At 56.8% G+C, this 19,783-nt stretch carries 12 protein-coding genes; 9 read left to right on the top strand and 3 right to left on the bottom strand.

The annotated features are described in order from the left end of the window. Window positions 1-79: 79 nt before the first annotated feature. Window positions 80-1,129 carry an HNH endonuclease gene (locus HTZ84_RS11880; protein ID WP_174680873.1) on the top strand — a complete coding sequence of 350 codons (1,050 nt, stop codon included), beginning with the start codon at window positions 80-82 and terminating at the stop codon, window positions 1,127-1,129. Between the two features lie 296 nt (window positions 1,130-1,425). Here the strand turns inward: HTZ84_RS11880 and HTZ84_RS11875 are convergent, their stop codons facing one another. Further along, the gene (locus HTZ84_RS11875) at window positions 1,426-2,016 is read right to left on the bottom strand and encodes a DUF7342 family protein (protein WP_174680872.1); all 591 of its coding nucleotides are present in this window, start codon (window positions 2,014-2,016) and stop codon (window positions 1,426-1,428) included. A 468-nt stretch (window positions 2,017-2,484) separates the two neighbouring features. On the opposite strand from HTZ84_RS11875, the gene HTZ84_RS11870 reads away from it, so the two are divergent. The 4 genes from HTZ84_RS11870 (at window position 2,485) to HTZ84_RS11855 (ending at window position 9,216) form a co-directional block, all read left to right on the top strand. Further along, window positions 2,485-3,045 carry a hypothetical protein gene (locus HTZ84_RS11870; RefSeq protein WP_174680871.1) on the top strand — a complete coding sequence of 187 codons (561 nt, stop codon included), beginning with the start codon at window positions 2,485-2,487 and terminating at the stop codon, window positions 3,043-3,045. A 486-nt stretch (window positions 3,046-3,531) separates the two neighbouring features. Continuing rightward, the gene (locus HTZ84_RS11865) at window positions 3,532-4,830 is read left to right on the top strand and encodes a hypothetical protein (protein ID WP_174680870.1); all 1,299 of its coding nucleotides are present in this window, start codon (window positions 3,532-3,534) and stop codon (window positions 4,828-4,830) included. A 34-nt stretch (window positions 4,831-4,864) separates the two neighbouring features. Then, window positions 4,865-6,046 (top strand): site-specific integrase, encoded by a 1,182-nt coding sequence (locus tag HTZ84_RS11860; RefSeq protein WP_174680869.1) that lies wholly within the window; start codon window positions 4,865-4,867, stop codon window positions 6,044-6,046. Window positions 6,047-6,165: 119 nt separating this feature from the next. Continuing rightward, a complete protein-coding gene (locus HTZ84_RS11855; RefSeq protein ID WP_174680868.1) occupies window positions 6,166-9,216 on the top strand; it encodes a hypothetical protein in 3,051 nt (1,016 codons plus the stop codon). A 79-nt stretch (window positions 9,217-9,295) separates the two neighbouring features. Here the strand turns inward: HTZ84_RS11855 and HTZ84_RS11850 are convergent, their stop codons facing one another. Then, window positions 9,296-10,309, bottom strand: a complete 1,014-nt coding sequence (locus HTZ84_RS11850) for a tyrosine-type recombinase/integrase (RefSeq protein WP_174680867.1) — start codon at window positions 10,307-10,309, stop codon at window positions 9,296-9,298. A 513-nt stretch (window positions 10,310-10,822) separates the two neighbouring features. Between HTZ84_RS11850 and HTZ84_RS11845 the strand changes: the two genes are divergently transcribed. Next, window positions 10,823-14,047, top strand: a complete 3,225-nt coding sequence (locus HTZ84_RS11845; protein ID WP_174680866.1) for an MEDS domain-containing protein — start codon at window positions 10,823-10,825, stop codon at window positions 14,045-14,047. 454 nt (window positions 14,048-14,501) lie between these two features. Beyond that, the gene (locus HTZ84_RS11840; protein WP_174680865.1) at window positions 14,502-15,614 is read left to right on the top strand and encodes a CapA family protein; all 1,113 of its coding nucleotides are present in this window, start codon (window positions 14,502-14,504) and stop codon (window positions 15,612-15,614) included. A 406-nt stretch (window positions 15,615-16,020) separates the two neighbouring features. Here the strand turns inward: HTZ84_RS11840 and HTZ84_RS11835 are convergent, their stop codons facing one another. Next, window positions 16,021-17,103 (bottom strand): methyltransferase domain-containing protein, encoded by a 1,083-nt coding sequence (locus HTZ84_RS11835; RefSeq protein WP_174680864.1) that lies wholly within the window; start codon window positions 17,101-17,103, stop codon window positions 16,021-16,023. Between the two features lie 150 nt (window positions 17,104-17,253). Here HTZ84_RS11835 and HTZ84_RS11830 point away from each other — a divergent pair, with 150 nt between their 5' ends. Both HTZ84_RS11830 and HTZ84_RS11825 read left to right on the top strand, forming a co-directional pair. Then, window positions 17,254-18,150: a helix-turn-helix transcriptional regulator gene (locus HTZ84_RS11830; protein ID WP_174682576.1), complete on the top strand. Its 897-nt coding sequence runs from the start codon at window positions 17,254-17,256 to the stop codon at window positions 18,148-18,150. A gap of 266 nt (window positions 18,151-18,416) precedes the next feature. Further along, window positions 18,417-19,703, top strand: coding sequence for an L-lactate MFS transporter (locus tag HTZ84_RS11825; RefSeq protein ID WP_174680863.1), 1,287 nt, complete (start codon window positions 18,417-18,419; stop codon window positions 19,701-19,703). Window positions 19,704-19,783: the final 80 nt, after the last annotated feature.

Genomic DNA, 19,783 nt, shown 5'->3' with positions numbered 1-19,783 from the left:
TGCAGATTGAAGCGATATCCCAGGTAGAATCGCGGTGACGCATCGAGATTCGACGAATCAGCGGTTCCACGACCAACGAATGACAGACTCGGAGTCACGATCTCACGACGACGCGAGTACCGAATCGACGAAGAAGAACGAACACTGTGAGTGTCACGAGACGGTGGATCCGGAGACACGCGAGGACGTGCTGGCGGAGTACAAGCACCGCTGCCAGTCATGCGGGCGGTGCGGGCCTGCAGAAGGCGGGTTAGCGACGCTGCACGTGCATCACATCGAGCGTGATCCGGACGGGATGGACGAACACGACATGGAGAACCTCACCCTGCTGTGCCGGGCGTGTCACAGTTGGCTGCATCAACAATCAACGCCGGCTGACTCACCGGTCGAGATCACGGACGAAGATCGAAGCGTTTTGCTGCCGCAGGACATCGAGATCCTGCGGTTCCTCGCGGCGAACGGGCCGCTTCGAACCGGGGACATCGCGTCCGGGTTGACGTTGGAGTTGTCCGTGTCGGCAGTCCGTGAGCGATTGTGGGTGCTGATGGGGCTTGACAACCGCGTCGAATCGCGTGACCAGCAAATCGTTGATAAAGACGTCGAGACCGGAGAGTGGGGGTTGACCGAGCAAATCGAGAACTCGGCGCGTGGCCACATCCCCGACGATCAACAGCTGTTGCTGCAACGCATGGAAGACGAGCAAGTCAGGCAAGCACTGGAACGCGGCTGTGATCGGAGTGCTGTGACGGACGTTCTCGGTATCTCGCGCCGCACAACGTTCAACAAGATCAAGCGAGCATACGCGTACGACTTCCCGCTAGACGCGTTCAGCCGCGGTGGCCGACCGTCAGAAGAACCAGGACCGAACCAGAACGAAACTGTAGATGAGTCACCGACGGATGAGAGTGATGAACAGCAACGGCTCAATGCAGTTGCTGAAGGAGAGGATGAATCACTGGGCCGGACTGAAACGTGGGGGGCACCCGAGTCAGAGTCTACGGTGCAGTCCACCGATGTGAACGAGCAGCGTACAGACCGAGTAGCAAGTGATGGCAGTGGCAGTAACGAGCTACGAGAGCATCTCCAGCAAGCAATCGATGCGTTACAGGAGGTGGATGAAGCGCTGTAGGAGAATCAAGTGGACTGTGGACAAACCCACCGGTAGTAGAAAACCGAATCCACCGCAGGAACTGGTCGTCCGGGTTTCGATAACTCCCCGTATCCCGGATCGTTGCCCGACGCGAAACGCGTGATTCATGCCAGCGCTCTATTCCGACTAACACTCAACAAATGGCTATGCCTTGTTCGCTGAGCTTGCCTGTCACAGGCGTTGATGCACGGGAATCCTGGCTCGTCCCGCACACCACCTTGTCGTGTGCTGTGTGAGTGTCGGGCGTCGTCTGCCATACTGTGTCTTCCAATGAGTTACTGGGCAAGTGTGCTTCCATTCGGTCGTGACTCGTCACCGACGAACCGTTCAGCGGTGGCGATTGAAAGCGCAGCGTTGGCGAACGCGAGGTTCCGCCGCGTTGTCTGCCACTCCTGGAGTGTCTCGGGGTCGAGATCGTCGTGGGTTGCGGCCGCCTCGGACAGGGTTTGATTCGTTCGTTCGACGAGTAGTTCCTCTGGTGATTCGACGCCGTATTCGGCCTGGAAGTCGCTAATGTGCTCTCTCATTTCCGAGACGCGGGTGATCAACTCCTCTGTCGAGACGTGCTCTCGGATGTCTGCCGCCTGCTCGACAACGAGCGACTCCGGTGAACGTCGGTAGGTCGTACCCCCGTTCTCGCCGGTATCGGTTGTGACGAATCCTTCATCTGCGAGAGTGTTGAGGTGTTTTCGTGCCGTCTTCGGCGACGTGCGTGCAGTGTCGGCGACAGCGTCTGTGGAAACTGGGGTGTGGACGCGACTGATGACGTCGCGGATGCGCTCGTAAGGGGTAGTCTCATCTTCCCATTCCGCGCCGACTGCCTCGTTGACATCGTCAAACTCGTCGGGGCCAGTGGAACCAGTCATATGCTCACTTCGTATTGAGGGAACATAGATCTCTGGCAGAGAACTATATTCCTTCGAGCTGCGTAGAATGATCCTGTCACAATTCGTAGCTGCGCATCACGGACCGAGCGCAAGTTACGAATCACCGAAAGAATACCGAGGACCACATCCCACTCGCCTCCTAGACGCGCGATTTCCACGAAGCCGTGATGGGCGGTTGCTTTATCGCTATTGTCAAGGAGTTGCTTTCCTTGTGAAGATGACCTTTAGCTGAACGAGATTCACTCACCATCCATCGATTACAAACGATTCATCGAAGCCGGTTCCACCATTACTCCGATAGCAGCTCCAATCTTCGATTCTACCGAATCTGCCGTTATTGGTGCTGATGACGAGGTTCTCCAGGTCTTAGATTCGCGGTGTGACGTTAGGTAGTTCGTGGCCAGCGAGGGTTTTTGTTTATGAGTTCCCTTTAACGGGGTTAGACCGATGGCTAAGACACCGAAAGAGCCCCCGTATTCGACTGACTTCCCGTCCGAAATGCGCCGACCGGTGTTCGGAGACAACAAGTTTCAGCTTCCGGCGCGCCTCGTGCGTGAAGTCGGGTTTAAGAGTTCCCGATTGGATCCCGTTCAGAGTGCGAAAGTTGCATGGTACTACCATGAGGAACATGAGAAGGCAGTACTCGCAAACAGCACAATAGACAGACCGTTGCTGGATTTGGTCGGAGCCTCCGCGCTCTCCGGAGTCAGTAACGAGGACCTGGAATCAGGCGATGTAAGCGGCGCACGGGTGACTATTATTACTGATCTTCCTGAATCGCTCTACGAGAGACTCATTACGAATAGCCTCGTACTGAAGCCCTTGTACGCCGCTAAGTACGCTGAATTGAACGGAACGTGCGTGTCCGTCTACCCTGGGGGTGAGTATGATCAGGGATCACTGCCAAATGTGGATCAGAAGCGAAACCCAACTAATGAGGATGAAGCAATTTCACATGAGGCTTCGAATGTCATTGGTGCTTATGATATGCATGCCAATTCTATCTAACATGGGTGGCTAGATAACGATAGCCGGCTCAGCCATTCGGATAGATTGTTTTCGTGTTTCTGTCGCGGCATAATAGGATTCCCCTCACCCTTGAACTGTCGTAATATCTAGCATACTGTGTGATGATATGACTAGTTTGGAAAACGCATGACTGCGGCGAGTTACGCATCCTGAATTACACACAGATGTTTTGAGACGCTTCTGGGATCGAGTGACGGAACGGGGATTAGGCTATTGGGTAAGGAATGGGCGTGACATAGCTTTCAACACGGTGGTGTGCAATTATGACGGGATAATTATAGTATCCTTTAGCAGTGCTAAGAGAGTCGTTGAATGATTTGGGCTAGTGTGAGATGAGGCCGTTACCGTCCTGGACTTCTCGTGAAGTCCTGCTGGCAATACAAATTTTCATTGCGGACAAATCCTCCTCACATACATATTTGTATTCTGATAGGAATTATGTTCCCGCTCCTGCTATGGGGAGATATGACGAACAGTTCAGAAGACAACTCAGACGATCCAGAAGGGTATCGAAACTGGAGCCATGATCTCGCAGCCCTTCAGGAAATCGGGGAGGAACTCCTCGAAGAATGGAGAACAGAAATCCCGCAATCACCACGGGACTACCCAGCGGTGCGGTGGTTGACCGATAACGGCTACTCGCACCTTCGGTGGGTTCTTCGTGAGAAGCACAATATGGGAACGCCCGAGTTCTTCATTCTACTCACCTCCGCAGGCGGATCGGAAGAGTACGAATGGAGCATCGACGACGTCGCCACCATCGAGCGAGCTAAAGCATACCTCGATGATCGCGTCGAATGTCGAGGTTGGAGGCCCTCTACGAAACGTACACAACGTGCACGCCTCAACGAGGTTCTCCGCCGATTCAGTAACGAATACGGTGATGATAGGATCCTCGCCATAGCAAACGACCCCGAACTCAAAACCGAAGTCTACGACTCGTTCAAAGAGGTCGTCAAAAGTCTCCGACGTGAGCTTACATCGCACGATTCAGCCTATCACTACGTACGTGCTGCACATCGATTCTTCGAGTGGCTTGGTCGATCCGGTCGTATCGCCTACGATCCGATGGAGGACCTCGAAGACGACTTCCGGTGGGACTGGCACTCCGACTCGACACCTCTAGCACCCGAGCAGGTTCGACGACTATGGATCGCTGCTGAGACAGATGAAGAGCGAATGCTAGTGATCGGATACTGCATCTGGGGCGTTCGTACAAAGGAACTGCCCGCGGTACACGTAGATCAAATCAACCTCGATGTGGACGATTCGTACATCGAGTTTGAGGAACCTGAGCGAAAGAACGGTCAGGGGCAAGTCGCGCTCATGTTCGGCCTCGATGCACTCGCTAGTCTGATCGAGAAACACACTCAGCGGCCAAACTGGAATGGGCATCTCTTTCCGAGTGACGTAGAAGGCCGGTCGTTCTTGAGCCCCAAGCAGATGCGGCAGCGTTTCAAAGACCTGTGCCGGAAGGCGGACGTGACTGTCGGCGGTGACGTGGGGACTCCAAAGCACGGTCGGGCGTTCTACTACAACATCCTGGCGGAAGCTGAGACTGATCTGTTGGACACCGCTGGTGAGATAGCCGAGGAACAGGGCAGTAGCGACGCGGCAGCAGTCCGGGACTTCTACCTCACAGCAGAACAGCGGCGACAATACCGGCGCGTCTTCTTCCGGAAACGAATCCGTCAGATCCTGCCAGACGACGCCTGCACAGACTACCAACCCGACTTCGACAGCTCACTTGACGACTTCGAGTGAGACAAACTCATCACAAAACTGATCACACTAACCAATGACCGACCACCTCGATGACGTAGAGTTCCTCAAACAACACCTCTCGGGTGATCCGCCAGAGGAATTACTCGAACAAATCGCGTCCACCGTCGTGGACCACATGGCGGACTCCTTTCCCGAACTCTCGCTGAAGTCCCGCTCGATGGAGGCAGTCTTGAGTGAGTTCCGGGAAAAGAAACTAGAGGAGGTCAATTCGACAGGGCAGTACAAGCGGAAACTGAACTATCTCCAGACGTACCTCGAAGATGAAGCGTGCGTTGAGACAACCGAGGACCTCACAAGCGAGGACGTAGAGCGATACGACAAATGGCGGAAGTACGAGTCTCTGTCTCGGGACGAACCGTTATCGGACACGACGCTCAGAGACGATATGTATCTGTTCCGTGAGTTCATCCGCTATTTGATCGAACATCGTATGGCTCCGGTTCGCTTCGAGAAGTGCGTTGAAATCCCAGAAATAGACTATGACGGAGGAGAGGGTGTTGACGAGAAGAAACTCGACCCAGAAATAGCAAAAGCAGCTCTAGATCACCTTCGGAAATACGAGTACGCCGATATAGAACACGTCTCGATGGAGTTGATGTGCCATTCAGGTCCGCGGAAAGGCGGGTTGATCGGCCGTGATGTACCTCACTTCGACTACGATGAGCGGGTTCTTCACTACGAGAGCCAAGAGACGACTCCGCTCAAAAATGACGAAGGCAGTAAACGGGAAATCACTCTCTATGACGATGTTCCAGAGATCATTCAGGACTATCTCAATGACCAGCGACCGCCAGTAATTGACGAGGAGGGAAGGGAACCATTGCTCACGAAAGGCGACGGTAGAATGAGTCCGTCAACGTTACAGAAAATCGCTTACAAGTGGACTCGCCCGTGTGCAGTCGGATTAGACTGTCCACACGACCGAGATCCAGAAGACTGCGAAGCAGCCCAGAAAAACAACTCCGCCTACAAATGTCCTAGCAGTCGAGCCCCCCATCACATCCGAACAGGGTATATCACAGACCAAAAGAACAGAGGAGTCTCTGCAGGCGGAATCGACCAGCGCTGTGATGTCTCCCCACGTGTCCAGAAACTACACTACGACCTTCCTGACGACGCAGAAGAACGCGAACGCTACGAAGACGAGTTCCGGAACGCCGCTGACGATCCCAACTCTGGGTTCAATCACGAGTAATCACGGATCCTTCGTCAACACTGAAACGCCGTGGATGAAGAAATCAGGTAGATTTGAGTATTCTGATGATCATACTTCGTTGGTAAATGACTAAGGGTGTGGGATTTTTCGCCATTAGTATGACTCAACTCGGGCCTTGGGCCCCTTCTGATATTCCAGACCCCAGTCAGCCATTCACTCTGTTCGGCACGTTTCTTTTTCTCGTACTTTTGACTGCGCTTATCCTATGGTACTTCAAATTCTTTCTCCCTCCTTGGAACTCCATCCGGTTGAGAGCCACCATCGGTAATCTACTCAGCACGGGCCGGATTTCATTTCGGAAAAGAGGAACGCGTGCCTATCTTTCGATATTCGGAAAAAATGGACTTCTGACAGGCCCTGTTTTTACTCTTCTTATTCTTGGCATATCCATCTGGTTATTGCCAGAGACAAATCTTGGGAAGGATGTTCCAGGTCAGTTATTGAGTCTTCAAGTGGGGTTGACTGGTGCAGGAACTATTGTAATCGTCTTTCTAATTGAACGAATTGCGTCTCGTGACCTCGGAACGAACATCCTCAATTTGTTCTTGGCACGAAGTAAAGTTGTTCCATTTGTTGGGTTTCTCCTTTCTGCTATTGGAGCGAATGCGACGATTGTCCATATCGTAGACGCTTCACGACCTGTAGAAACCACGGGGGTTATTTTGCTGTCTGCTGGATCACTAGTGGCCATTGGAGGATTCTATTGGCTGACTATCTCGTTGTTACTTGGGTATCCGTTTCGTGAACTATTGGAGTCAAGGTTGCAGCTACAGGTCAGACAAAGAATCCATAGAGAACGACTTCGTGCAGCGGCAGATGAACTCGTTATGTCGCTCCCTGGGATTGGAGTTGGTCAGTTCACGGGATCACGAAGGTTTCTGGACAGCACTAAACGAGTTACTGGAGCAAATATGAAGGATGGGGAATCAGATGGTTATTTATCAGATATAAATTATAAAAATATTAGGTCTATTACAATCCAAGACGGGGGTGAGAATGGTGGACAAGTAGAAGCCCAGATCTCGGCCCAGATCGGAGATAGAATCAAGCCGAATACCACTTTAGTACAGATTGATAACAGAAATGGAACGTCCATTGACTCAGTCAAGCTCTCTAAGACATTCAAGGTGTCAAAAGATCCAGTCTGGAGAACTAATGACGAAGAGTTTGCAAATTCCCGAAGCCAACTTCAACAATTAGCTTTCGAAGCAATCCAAGAAGGGAACGAACCCCGGTTTAAATCAATCTGTGAAATATACGAAGAACTTGTGAAAACATATTACGAGGATGTCAGTAGTGAAGGGGACTGGAATTGGTCATTAAGTACAGATCCTATTGGTCCTCTTTATAACGATCTACAGGAGATTCATGACCAAACAATTGAATTAGGAAAACATGACTTTCGAATAGTTGTTATTGATACAATTGCGGCGACCGGTTATCGGTGGAAGGAAGCTCGTCTGTATTCTCCTGTGAGTAATGCACTAACACGATTGCGTTCTTGTTACGTTCGCTCACCTAGCGAGATCCCTCATTTGGAGTATCCTCTCTTATCCTTCCGCCAAATATTACTTGGGATGGACGTTACTAGCGCAGATTCGCTAACAGAGTTCAAACATCTTTATCAGTATAATCAGAAGTCACTTGAAGAACTAGAATGGATTCTAAAGAATTCGCTGGAAAAAGATACATCATTAGGATTCAAGCGTTCTTGGAATCTGACTAAGGAATATTATTCTTCTGAGAGAGAGTCTGCTATCAGGAGTGAAGTCAACCGGATCAGGAGCGGTGAAGATTCAGAGCAGGAGAAGTCCTCACCCAGTTCTCGAATCAGTGTTCTAGAGGCTATCCAAGAACGATTCCTACAAGCGATTATCGATAGGCAACGGTTGCTGTTTACTGCAGCATCTGCTCTTTTCCACTATTATACAGAAGGCAGTCTCTCAGAGGACACATTCAATGATATAAGAGATAATGCCGTACTGGAATATTTTGATTCAGTTGAGGTTGTAGTGGAAGGTTATAACGCGATCTTTTCTGGGTCAAATGACCCGCTCAAATTAGAGCGGTGGGGAGATATGTTTGGTCCCGATGACTTTGGCGGTGCGAAAGCAGTTCAAATGACAGTGGGTGACTGGATTTTAGATGGATACTGCTTGCTCCTATTGGCCAATTTCGAAGAAGACTGGTTAAATGACAGTGAGAACTTACCTTCTGAAAATCCTATTCCAGCAGAAGATCCGATCATCCAGCGTGAGGAGGAGATCATAAATCGGTTAGAAGAAATTCCCGATCAATATGACCTGGATGAGCTGTTTGAGGGGATGGATAATGTGAACGAACGAATATTTCTGGCATGTGCGTTTCATGAAATGGCTGCAGAACAGGCTAAAGACGAGGAAAGACAACGTATCGCCGATTCAAACCTAGATCAGCAGAATGTGGATACATATAAATCCCAATTCAGGAATGGGTTCGGAAATCGAATATCTCTTCGGAAAGCATGTATCGAAGCAGGAATCATTGAGGGGGCTAGCTCTATCGGAAAACCTTCAAAAATACGAAGAATCCAGTGGAAGAACATTCTTTCAAAGAGACCATTCGTTGACGGATTCGGCCAGGTTCAGCAAGATAATACCGCACGGGATGGGGCACATTTCGCTGAACAAGTCCGTACACCCTTAGTTTCAGCTCTCCAACCTACCTTTGATGAAGTTGACCTTGAAAGTGTTGAAGAAGTTCTAACCGAAATTGAATATCAAATCAGAAATAACGATGATATTATAGCAATTGTTCTCGGTGATTTCGATATCGAAGGTGAGCTTTGGAAACGAGACACATTTGAAGGAGTCAGGGATGGTGCAATTGGGCACTTACTTGACATACCAGTATACAGCGATTCATACAAGGAATTTGATGCTGCAATCATATTCTCAGCAGAAACTGCTACACTCCAAGAACAATATGAGGACAATGATGAAATACCGATTATTCATGTCCAGGAGGTTGATCCAGCCACAGTCGCAAATCAAGCGAGTTTGAATCCTGAGCAAAGCGTTCTGATAGAGGTAGATTACAAATATAAACCAGAAGCAGAAGTTCAAAATGGAATATTCTATCATCTACAGCCATCTGAGAACGCAGAATAGTATCATAACTTGAAGACCGATATTCGATTTCGTCGTACAGATAATAATGCTGGACGATTTTGCTGCTAGCGCCTATAACTTAGATATTATCTAAATATTCCCTCCGCTGTTCCATCTTCTCGCGCTCTGTGCGCCGGTCGTAGTGCTGTTCAATAACTCGCTGGCTGACGTTCGCTCGGTCGCTGACGACCTTGTCCGGCATATCGCTATTCAGACTGTGCGTGATGCTTCCCCGGCGAATTGCGTGTGGACTCACGCTCGACGGACACTGGTAGGCCTTGTTTCGCTTGACTGCCGAACACTCTCCGAGGCCGCGGTCGTGCGGACACTCCGTGCTGTAGACACAGGGGCGCGTCCAGCGGTAGACGTAGGCCCGCAGCGTCGTCTTGTTCGTTCGTCCCTCCCGCGAGGCCAGCAACGGTTCCCGGCCGTATTCGTCAGTCACTGATGGTCGCTTAGTTTCGAGCCAGTCGTCGAGAAGCTCGCAAACTTGGTCCGACAGGGCGACCATCCGCTCGCCATCACCCTGATTCTTGATCGGCGTGCCGGTCTCTGGCCGGTGTCGAACCTTGATGTACTGTTCGTCGGGGTTGTAGTCATCGACATCAAGGGCGTGAACGCCACCGACGCGCATCATCGTATGCCACATCAGCGTGATAGCTACGTGCTGGATGCTCGCATACTCGTACTTCTCCAGGTGAGCGAGCACCTTCGAGGCACTGTCGCTGTCCAGCATCACGTCACGGGAATTCTCATCGGGAGTGATCGATGGAGACAGAACCTTCTCGCTCAGGTCCTGTTCTACGCCGTCGATTGACTCTAGCCATCGAATGAACACGCGGAGCGTGTCCATCTGGGTCTTCTCACTGACCTTGTTCAGGTCGCCGTCCTCTCGTCGCCAGAGCCGGTATCTGTGCAGCTGACGGCCACTGAGCGTGTTGAGGTTCTCAATCTCCTCGACCTCGTTGCACCAGCGGACGAAGTGGCCGAGCCGGTACTTGTGGCCCTTGAGCGAGGCTTCCGAGAGTTCGTTTTCCTTATCTGCGAGATACAGTTCGAGCGCGGTTTCAGCGTCGATTGGTTCGAGACTCATGGTTGGTGTTCTCCACTTAAGCGAATCCCACGAGTCCCGGATACTGCCCATCTCGAACCTACCGCTACAACGCCGGAATCGGCCAAAAGTAAGGATTGTCACGCCGCGTGACCAAGGCCTGCAGCGCCCATACATTTGCGGTACAATAATCGCCCGACAGCGCGGCGATTATCGGTCGAACGGGCCGGTTCGTTGCGTTCGTTCGATGCCGACCAAGCGAGTTGGTATCACGGGGATCCGCGTACATCCAAACCGGTCCGTAGAGAGAAAATCGATCGCCGATTGGCGGCCGATCATCGCTGGAGATTACCCCCACCCAAACCCTGTCAGAAGTTCTGTGCTGCATCTCTCATGGGGCCCTCGGTTATTTCGTCTCATCGGTACTGCACTGACCGTAACGTACTGCGTGCATATCTCCCGAGCGCTGGCTCCAAACGGTGGGAGTACGAGGGCGGATTATCCACGTGCAGATGAAGACTACATTTAACCGTACCACTCAACTACCGGTTGCCAATGAGTCAGCCGGGCGAACGCAGTGACCGACCGGGGACGCCGGGTTTCGAAAGCGGCCTCGAGGCATTGCGTCAGAGTCCTGCGTTTCGCGGCCCGGTCGAATCCCTCGATGGTCACGACCACGCCAACGACCATTTCGCACTCATCTATAAGAGCCGAGACGAGCAGTTCGCGGCCGCCATTCCGTTTATCCGCCACGGGCTCGAGCGGGGCGAGCGATGCCTGTACATCGCGGATGACAACTCGAAAGCGGAAGTACTGGAAGCGATGCGGGCCCGCGGAATTGACGTGGACGATGCCCTCGACTCGGGTGCGCTCTCCGTCCACACGGAGGCGGACACGTACCGCAGGACCGGCACGTTCAATCGGGATGCGATACTGGAGTTCTGGGAGGACTCCCTAACGGAGGCGACAGACGAGGACGGCTACACGGGAATCAGGGCAGCCGCCGAGATGACGTGGGCGCTGGATGAGGATACGAGCCCCGATCGACTGGTCGAGTACGAAGCGGCCCTCAACTCTCTGTTCCAGAACGAGGACTACACCGTCATGTGTCAGTATAATCGCGAGCGGTTCCCGCCCGAGGTGCTCGAAGACGTCATCGAGACCCACCCGCACCTCATCCACGACAACGTGGTCTCTCACAACGTCTACTACACTCCGCCCGAGGAGTTCTTCGGCCCCGAGCAGCCAGCCGACAAAGTTGATCGGATGCTGGGGACGCTGCGCGAGCAGACCGAGGCGAAGACGGAACTCCAGCGATCGAAAGAACACTTCAAGCAGGTCTTCGAGAGCAGCCGCGACGCGATCCTCATCGTTGACCCCGACGCGGACGAAATCCTCGACGCAAATCCGGCCGCATCCGAGATGCTCGGATACGCGCGAGACGAGTTGCTGTCGCGCGGCCCCTCCGACTTGTATCCCGACGAACTCGACGGATTCGGTACGTTCGTTGACGAGGTGTTCGAAGAGGGTATCGGTTGGACAGACGAACTCACCTGCCGCAGCAGGGATCAGGGTCGGATTCCGACTGAGATCTCGGCGGCCCAAATCGAGGTCGACGACCGCCCGGTCGTGCTCGCGGCGATCCGCGATATCACCGAGCGCAAGGAACACGAGCAGGCCCAACAGAGATTGTACGAGATCGTGGCCGATTCCGACAGGCCGTTCGACGACAAACTCCGAGCGGTACTCGAGCTCGGCTGCGAGCGGTTCGGCCTCGAATACGGCGGGATCGCCCGCATCGATCCGGCGGCCGATCTGTTCGAGGTGGAGACCGTACGCGGGGACCACGACCACCTCGTTCCGGGCGAGCAGTATCCGCTCTCCGAAACCTACTGCCGATTGGTGGCGGATAACGGAGAAACCGCCGCCGTCACTGACCCCGTAAGCGAGGGGTTCGAGGGGAAGCTGTGCTACGAGCGCTTCGGCGTCCAAACATACCTCGGAACCCAACTCGAAGTCGATGGTGACGACGATCGGACGTTCTTCTTCGTCTCGAACGAGTCACGGAAGGAGGAGTTCTCAGAGGCCGAACGCACGTTCCACCACCTGATGGGGCAGTGGATGGAGTACGAACTCGAACGCAGGCAGGCCGCGGAGGCGCTGCGCGAACAAACCCACACCCTCGAAACGATCAACCAGGTGGGCAACTCATTGGCCGCCGAACTCGACCTCGAGAATCTGGTGCAGGAGGTTACGGACGCCGGTACGGAAATAACCGGCGCGGAGTTCGGTGCCTTCTTCTATAACGTCGTCGATGATCAGGGCGAATCCTACACGCTCTATACCCTCTCAGGAGTTCCTGATGAGGAATTCGAAGATTTCCCGATGCCGCGCAATACGGAGGTCTTCGGCCCGACCTTTCACGGCGAGGGGGTCGTCCGTTCGGACGACATCACCGAAGATCCGCGCTACGGTAACAACGCGCCCTACGATGGGATGCCCGACGGCCATCTGCCCGTCTGCAGTTACCTGGCGGTTCCCGTAATTTCGAACTCCGGTGAAGTACACGGCGGCCTTTTCTTCGGCCATTCGGAGCCGGGGGTCTTCACCGAGAAGGACGAAAACATCATCACGGGGATTGCTTCTCAAGCGTCCGTCGCCATCGATAACGCTCGTCTGTATGAAACGGCGCGCGAAAGCGAGGAGCGATTCCGAGCGTTGGTCTCCGTGAGTTCGGAAGCCGTGTTTCGCATGAGCTCCGATTGGAACGAAATGCACCACCTCGAAGCCCGGGGCTTCCTCGCCGACACGAACGAACCGACCAGCGACTGGCTTGACAAATACATTCACCCGGACGACCAGGAGCGCGTCATGGAGGCCGTCAACGAAGCCGTCCGGACCGAGAGCACGTTCGAGCTCGAACACCGGGTGGAGCAGGTCGATGGCAGTCTGGGCTGGTCATTCACGCGTGCGGTACCGATGCTGAACGAGGACGGTGACATCGACGAATGGATTGGTATGGCGAGCGACATCACCGAGCGCAAGCATCGCCAGCAGGAACTCGAACAAACTAACGCGCAACTGGAACGCTCGAACGCCGAATTGAAGCGGTTCGCCTACGCCGCCTCCCACGACCTCCAGGAGCCGTTACGGATGGTGTCGAGTTACGTCCAACTGCTCGAACAGCGATACGCCGACGATCTCGATGCCGACGCACGGGAGTACATCGAGTTCGCCGTCGATGGTGCCGACCGGATGCGCGAGATGATCGATGCGTTGCTGCAGTATTCACGGCTCAACACGAGTGACGAAGAATTCGAACCCGTGGACTGTAATGACGTGCTCGCCCAGGCGACGGATAATCTTCAAATCGCCATCGAAGAGACCAGCGCCGAGATCACCTCGGATTCACTGCCCACGGTCATGGGCGACGAGCAGCAACTGGTGCAGCTGTTCCAAAATCTGCTCGATAACGCTATTACGTACGCTGGTGACGAGTCGCCGCGTATTCACGTCACCGCCGAGAAGCAAACCGATGAATGGGTGCTGTCGGTCCGGGATAACGGAATCGGGATCGATTCGGAAAATGCTGAAGAGATCTTTGAGGTGTTCAACCGCCTCCACACCACTGACGAGTATGCCGGCACTGGTATTGGCCTCGCACTCTGCCAACGGATCGTCGATATTCACGATGGCCGCATTTGGGTCGAGTCGGAACCCGGTGAGGGGTCGACGTTCTCATTCGCAGTTCCCGAGAAGAAAGCGAGCAAATCCGCATAGGTAGTGGTTCGTAGATGAGTGAGGGAATCGATATTCTGCTGGCCGAGGATAACCCGGGCGATGTTCGTTTCATGTACTTAGCAGATGGTCGGTGAATTCGTGACCGATACGCGCTACTTAAGTCAACAAGACGCTACGAGCTCGTGACCCCTCCATCAATTACGCCGATTTTCAAATCCTCGAAAAACAACTACCTCATGCCTGAAATGTTAATTCGTTCTACACTCGAGCTGGAGCCTGCAGCGCCCACTTCTCTGCGACGGTGTCGAGTACCGCACTGCATTCGACGGGATCCGTTTCCGCGACGGGTCGTCCTCTCTCCTTCACCGACAGGAGGAAGCGAGAACGTTTTGATCGGCCCAGTCGATAACGGTCCTATGCGGCGATCACAGTGGACTCGAACAGTTGCGATCCGAAGGCGCGACCGGTTCGCACACCCGACTCCAGCGAGCCCATGAGCCGATACCGGCGAACGTTTCTCGCGACCGCCGGAGCGGTCGCAATCGGCGGCTGTGCCGTCCCCGAAGGCGATCCGGCCGTCACCGACGACCGCGATTCCGCCGCCGATCGCGACGGCGGGCGCGGCGAAACGACGATCGGCTTCGCCGGCGATACGATGCTCGGGCGTGAGCTCAACCGGCAGTACGGGCGGTCCGACGTCGACCCGGCGACGATCTGGGGCGATCTCCGGCCCCGGCTCGAGTCCCTCGACGGCGTCTGTTGTAATCTCGAGTGCTGTCTGTCGACGCGCGGCGAACCGGCCCCCGGACGGACGCATCACTTTCGCGGCGACCCGGAGTGGGCGGTTCCCGCGCTGAGTGCGGGGAACGTTCGGTTCGCATCGCTGGCGAACAATCACGCGATGGATTTCGGGCCGGTGTCACTGACCGACACGATAGACGCGCTCACCGAGGCGGGAATCGACGTCGCGGGTGCCGGCGAGACGCCGTCGGCGGCCCGCGCGCCGGCCACGTTTGCCGTCGGCGACGTCGACGTCGCCGTCGTCTCGTTCGCCGACCGATACGCGGGCTACGCTGCGACCGACGACCGGGCGGGAATCGCCCACATCGCTCCGGATCCGTCGGCCTCCGAAACCCGGCGGGTCGTCGGCGACGCGATCGAGCGCGCGAAGGTGACCGATCCAGATCTCCTCGTCGCCTCCGTTCACTTCGGGCCGAACTGGGTCGAGCGTCCCAGCGGACGGCTCGTCGCGTTCGGTCACTGGCTCGTCGATCGGGGCGTCGACCTCGTTCACGGTCACAGCGCCCACGTCGTCCAGGGAATCGAACGATACGGCGACGGCGTCGTGCTCCACGACACCGGCGATTTCGTCAACGATTTCGGGGTCAAGGGCGGCCTCCGGAACGACAGCAGCTACCTCTTCGAAGCGACGCTCGAGGACGGAGATCTCCGCGAGATACGGCTCGTTCCGATCGAGATCGACGACGGCGTCTCCCGCGCCGGTGAGGACGCGGCGGCGTGGCTCAGGGAGACGATGCGCGATCGGTCCGCGCCGTTCGAGACGACGTACGAACGGGACGGAGACGGGCTCGCGGTCTCGCTGTGACCGACCGCGCTCGCTTCGGACCGCGCCGTCGCGTCCGCGCTATCAGGCGCGGAGAGGTCGCGTGTGGCGGCCGACGGGACAAATTCTGCAGCGCCATATTCCTGTCGCGAGCGAATCCGTGGGCGACGGTACCACAATACTCGCCGAACGGTGCGGCGATTATCGGTCGGACGACGATCTTCTCTGATTTCGATCGACGGGTGAGCGGGGGAGTGGCTGCCTCCGGGAGTCGCGTCTAACCAACCTCGCGGCGATCCAGCGAATCGACCGCTAAGTGACAGGGACGCTGCGTGAGCTCGGACTCCCGTGTCCGTCGCGCGTCGGACCGGCCAGGAAAACACTCAGCGACACCGCCATCGTTCTCGGTAGCCTCGGCTGAACCGCCGACGATCGGGACGAGGGGCCGTCACGGTTTGGCCTCGAGCACGATGTTGAACGGCGTCTCAGCCGCTCGACGGACCCGCGTGAACCCGCCCGCAGTGATCACGTCCCGGAGGCGCGCTTCGCCGGCCTGAGCACCCAGGACCGGGTCGCCGCCCTGGTCGAGCGAGTTCGGGACGCAGGCCAGCGTCGAGGCGCAGTAGAACGCCCTGCTCACCGGGTTCAGGTTCTCCTCGAGCCGATCGTTGGCGAACGGCTCGACCAACAGCCACGCTCCATCGTCGACGAGCGTCTCCCGGACGTGTGACGCCACGCCGACCGGATCACCCATGTCGTGATACGCGTCGAACATCATCACGAGGTCGTAATCGGCACCGGTGAACTCTTTCGCGGTCGCTACCTCGAAGGAGATACGGTCTGCCACACCGGCGTCTTCGGCACGCTCGCGGGCGACCTCGATCGAGCGATCGTGGTAATCGACGCCGACGAACGCCGAATCGGGGTAGGCCTCGGCCGTGATGATCGTCGATGCACCGTGACCGCAGCCGACGTCGGCTACGCGCGCACCGTCCCTGAGCCTCGCGCTCATTCCATCGAGCGCGGGAATCCACTCGTCGACGAGATTCGTCTCGTAGCTGGGCCGATAGAAGCGTTCGGTTCCGTGACACACGTCCGCGTCGTGCTCGTGCCAGCCCACGCCCTCGCCGGTTCGGAAGGCGGCTTCGATCTCCGAGAGGTGCTTCTGGTAGCCCATCAGCCCTTGGTACCCGCCAGCGAGGAAGGCGGGGCTGTCTTCATCGGCCAGTAGCGCCGCTTGCTCGGGAGTGAGACCGTAGCGGCCCGTCTCGGGATCGTAGGTGACGTATCCGCCGGCCGCTCCCGCATTGAGCCACTCGGTGACGTACGGTTCCACGGTGTCGGTTCGCTCGGCCAACTCGGCAGGCGAGACCGGTCCGCCGTCGGCCAACGCCTCGTAGAGCCCGAGCCTGTCGCCGATGACGATCAGCGGCGCGTAGTAGGCCGCTCCGAGTTCGTTGACGGCCATTCCGACGATTTCGTCTAATCGTTCTTCGTCGATCGGCTCGTCGTCGATGCGCTGGGATGCCATACCTGAACTCTGGGCCGCAGCCCTATTGGCCTCATTCACGGAGACGGCGTTCGAGGCGTGAAGTGGCGTCTCAGGACGTGAGAGTGATTTCGCGTCGTGTGCGGGATAGAGCTACTACTCATGCCACCGTACACTGAGCTAGTGACTGACATGGACGCTCCCGAAGACGACCACCTCACGTTTACTCCGCCGGCATCGCCGATCGTGGAGGCGGTCATGCAGAACGCGCGGAACCAGCAGTATCTCGGCAAGCGCCTCGACGCGGCGGGCACCCGCGCAGACCCGGACCATCTCGGCGATATCGTCCGTCACGGTCCGGTTCTCGAAGCGCTCCGAGCGGAGCCCCTGGATCGCCGCGAGATCGAGGATCGACTCGACGTTTCGCGGGCGACGAGCCACCGCTTGACGAAGTGGCTCGACGAACACGGGTTCGTCGAGAAGGTCGATAGCCGATTCCAGTTGACGGGGCGTGGCGAGGCGGTCACCGACGAAGTGCTCCGGTTCGAAGCGAACGTGAGCACCGTCCACCGGATGGGTCCGCTGTTGGACGCGATCTGTCCGCATCACGCGGAGTTCGCCATCGAACCGATGATCGATTCGACCGTGACGGTCGCCGAACCGACCGTCCCGGACCGACCTGCCGAGCGGTTGATCTCGCTCGTCGGCGAGTCGGAGACGTTCCGGGGGTTCAACACGACGCATCTGGCGCCGCTGATGATCGGCGAGTTCTACCAGCGAGTGTTCGACGGCACCGAAGCCGAACTCATTTACCCACCGGACATCGCCGAGAGGCTGCGTGAAACGTATCCGACCCGCGTGACCGAGGCGGTCGATCGCGGACGATTGACCCTCCGCACTCGCGAGAAACTTCCGTACGGACTCGCGCTCTTCGACGAACGCGTCGGACTCGGCGGATACGACGACGACACGGGGCTGATGCAGGTGTTCGTCGACACGGACTCGCCCATGGCCCGCGAGTGGGCCGAACGGGTCTACGCGTCGATTAAGGCGGACTCTACGCGACTCGACGGGCGGATAGAGCAGTGACATCCCGCTCGCGAGAGCGGACGGATACCAGTGCACTCTATCACGCATCTTCCTCTCAACCCCCAAATTCGGACGTCCTACGCCCGAAAGATCGATTCGCTCGTCCGTCGAACTAGAGCCTGTCGCGCTCCTCGTCAAAGCGAGCGGCGGCCGTCGGACTCTCCGCCAATACATAAACACGAACCCGCGTTAACGACGGCTTGACGAGCCCCACCGTGCAGACGCACGCCCCGAACATTTACCCGCTAATCCGGTACCCGGCGGTGATGGTCCGAACCGACGCTAACAGAAACCGCTGGTTGATCGCGCTCTCGGCGATCGCGATCCACCTCTCCATCGGATCGATTTACGCGTACAGCGTCTATCAGAACCCGCTCCGCGACGAGCTAGGGTGGGCGATATCCGACGTCTCGCTGGCCTTTACCGTCGCGATCGTCTTCCTCGCGCTCTCGGCGGCGTTTCTCGGGGGGTTCGTCGAAAACCACGGCCCGCGGACCTCGGGACTGATCGCCGCCGGAACGTTCGGCCTCGGAATCATCGGCGCCGGCGTGAGCGTCCAACTCGAGAGCTACGCCGCGTTCGTCCTGACGTTCGGCGTGATCAGCGGGATCGGGATCGGACTCGGATACATCACGCCGATTTCGACGCTCGTCCAGTGGTTCCCCGACCGCCGGGGGATGGCCACCGGGATGGCGGTGATGGGCTTCGGCGCCGGCGCGCTCGTGACCGGTCCGGTCGCGAACTACGTCATGGAGACCACCAGTATTCCCGTCACCTTCTACGGACTCGGCGTGGCCTACTTCCTCCTGATGGCCGCCGGCGCGAGCTATCTGAAGAAGCCGCCGGTCGACTGGGTTCCGGACGGAATCGACGAAAGCGAGATCGACACTGCCGACAACGAGAAGGGCGTCTCCGTCAACACCGACCTCGCGGAACTCACCGGCAGCGAGGCCCTGCGGACGCCGCGGTTCTACCTCGTGTGGCTGGTCATGTTCATCAACATCTCGGCCGGGATCATGCTGCTGTCGGTCGCGTCGCCGATGACGCAGGTCATCGCGCAGGTCGACGCGGCGACCGCGGCCTCGGTCGTCGGCCTCATCGGCATCTTCAACGGCGGCGGCCGGATCTTCTGGGCGACCGCCTCCGACTACATCGGCCGGACGAGCACGTACGGCGTGTTCTTCGGCCTCCAGATCGCCGCGTTCCTGCTGATGCCCCAGATCACCCACATCTGGCTGTTCGCGGGACTGCTGTTCCTCATCATCAGCGCGTACGGCGGCGGGTTCGCCTGTCTGCCGGCGTATCTGGGCGACCTGTTCGGGACGAAGGAACTCAGCGCGATCCACGGCTACACTCTGACGGCGTGGGGAGCCGCGGGCGTCGCGGGCCCGATGCTCATCTCCGAGATCGTCGAACGGACCGGTAGCTACGTCATGGCCTTCTACATCATCACCGCCGCGCTGGTCGTCGGGCTGACCGCCGTGGGCGTCCTGTACTACCGGATCGAGGACGTCCGGGAGTCATCTCCCAGGGCCGACCCGCAGGCGACCTGATCGCCTCGAGTCGCGTCGGCGCAACTACTCCAGCGCCTTCGCCCCGAGGCCGTACGAACGCTCGCGTCGACGCGCGACCG

This window comes from Haloterrigena gelatinilytica, assembly GCF_013342145.1.
Lineage (GTDB): Archaea > Halobacteriota > Halobacteria > Halobacteriales > Natrialbaceae > Haloterrigena > Haloterrigena gelatinilytica.
The sequence above is the reverse complement of the archived record's forward strand: the minus strand, read 5'-3'. Positions and strand labels throughout refer to the sequence as shown.